Origin of the sequence: Persicitalea sp., from assembly GCF_041751555.1 — a bacterium.
GTDB lineage: Bacteria > Bacteroidota > Bacteroidia > Cytophagales > Spirosomataceae > Persicitalea.
Window position 1 is genome coordinate 1 of the sequence record NZ_JBGSXF010000068.1, and the last position, 2161, is coordinate 2161.

At 45.7% G+C, this 2161-nt stretch carries 3 protein-coding genes; all 3 read right to left on the minus strand.

From position 1 onward, the window contains the following. Positions 1–570: MFS transporter (locus ACEW8P_RS02245; RefSeq protein WP_373511489.1), on the minus strand; the 570-nt coding region annotated here is incomplete at its 3' end. Continuing rightward, complete coding sequence (locus ACEW8P_RS02250) at positions 570–1271, minus strand: DUF1080 domain-containing protein (protein WP_373511487.1); 702 nt, start codon at positions 1269–1271, stop codon at positions 570–572. The genes ACEW8P_RS02245 and ACEW8P_RS02250, both read right to left, overlap by 1 nt. A gap of 228 nt (positions 1272–1499) precedes the next feature. Then, positions 1500–1964: a hypothetical protein gene (locus ACEW8P_RS02255; protein ID WP_373511488.1), complete on the minus strand. Its 465-nt coding sequence runs from the start codon at positions 1962–1964 to the stop codon at positions 1500–1502. Between the last annotated feature and the right edge of the window lie 197 nt (positions 1965–2161).

Genomic DNA, 2161 nt, shown 5'->3' on the forward strand with positions numbered 1-2161 from the left:
GGCCGGAAGGGATTTGTCGGTAATGCCATACATATCGGGATAAAGTACCATCGTGAGGTTGAAAACCAGCAAAATGACGCTACCGACGTAACCCAGCGAGAACCCGCGGGCGCTGTACCGATCGAAGTTTTCCTCAGTGGCAATTTCGGGTAGAAAAGAGTAATAAAAGACAATGCTGCCAGAATACCCGATCAGACTTAGCACAAACATAACTACCCCAAATGTGGTGGTATCCCTAGTAAAAAAATAGAGCATTCCGCAGCAAAATGCCCCCGAGTAGCAAAATATTTTCATAAACAACTGCTTCCGTCCCGTGTAGTCTGCAATGGCAGTGCAAAAGGGAATGAGAAACGCTACCACTAAAAAAGAAAAGGAAACGGCGTAAGAAAACAGAACTGAGTTTTTGATCGCGAAACCAAAAAAATCAATGACTGCACCGCCCTGCGCATTGAGGGCTGTTGCGCTGAAATATACCGGAAATATACTGGAGGTAATCACCAGCGGGTGGACTGAATTGGCCCAGTCGTACATACACCAGGCATTGACAGTGCGAGGGTCATTCTTTTTTATCACAACTCTCTCAACCAGATATTCCGAAAGCTGATCGCTTCACTGGGGTCGCCGTGGTCTTGGAGTTTTATCGGAGACTTACCGTGGGGTTTATCGTATGAAGGCAGGCCGATGTATTGCGTCGGTCCCGTGAGGATGGTATTGTTTTGCACGACTATACCATTATGAATAGCCGTTACGCGGGCGGGAGAAAACAGTGAGCCATCATCCTTGAAACGTGGTGCGGTAAAAATAACGTCATAGACATTCCATTCGCCAGGCTTTCGGGTGGCGTTGCGAAGCGGCGGTGACTGCTTGTAGATACTACCTGCCTGACCGTTGGCGTAGGTGCGGTTGTTGTAGGAGTCCAGAATTTGCATTTCGTAGCCATCATTGTCAGGGCCGGTCGAAGCCAAGAAAAGTCCGCTGTTGCCCCGGGCTTGACTCTGGCCAGAGATATTGGCCGGCACCTTCCACTCGATGTGGATCTGGTAATCAAGAAAGGACTGCTTGGTCTGGATATTTCCCGTTCCCTTCTTGACCGTGAACGTGCCGTCTTTGTTGACGGTCCATTGGGCAGATTTGGAATTATCTTTGGTAGAGACCCATTGATCGAGATTTTTGCCTTCAAACAATACGATGGCGTCAGAGGGTGCAACGTTTTCCGGAGTGGAGACTGTTTTAACTTCTGGCTCCCAAAACTCAGTCATCTGGGGAACCATTTTCGGGGGTTTTGGAATGTCCTGAGAAAAGACAGGACTGGTAGCTAAGCCAATCGCACAAAATCCTAGCAGTAAATGATTATTTGTCATAGAAATGGATAAGAACAAATAGGTGGATGGTAATATTGGGTACGCAAATTCGCAATTACTGCTCGATTCACCAAGTGAAGTCTTTAAGCATAGAAAAAGCGATGGCCGGGGACCATCGCTTTATATTTGAAAATGAACCTACTTAACAACTGGTTCAAATACCAGATTTGCCAACTGGTTCACACCGTTCACCGGAACCTGGTTGCTAAGAGTCAGTTTGGCACGAGTCAATTCCTTGATGCCAAATTTTCCTTTGAAAGCATTTATTTCGATGTCAAGAATTTGATCGTTTTCCTTTAAATACCAAGTACCACCGTTGACAACTTGCCGAGAAGTACGGTCAATGGCTTTGGTGACGTTATTCTCAAAGAATTGGATGTCGAATAAGTAAATCGCTAAGGTTTCCAGACCGAGTTGATTTTGGGGAATGGCCTTACCCGATGCATCCGTAACATTAACGAGTCGCCAGGGGTTAGAAATCAATACTTTATCCTTAGAGGTAGTTGCAGTGCTAGGATCTTGCGGGTCAGTTGTATTCTTATCGCAAGCTGTAGCAAAGCAAAGCATAAACAGAGCGAAAAGAAGTGGCTTGATGTTTTTCACGGACAAATTCATGGTTAGGGATTACGGCTTTTGGTGCTGTTATTTGCAAAAGTAACGAAAACGGGATTAATAACGATGCCCCCTTTCATGTGTTTTTTTATAAGAATGAAAATTTTGATAGCGGGTACGCTACTGATAATCAGCGCGAGTTCGGGCTACTCCCAATCGTGTACTCCCGATTTTATCCTGAATCCGGT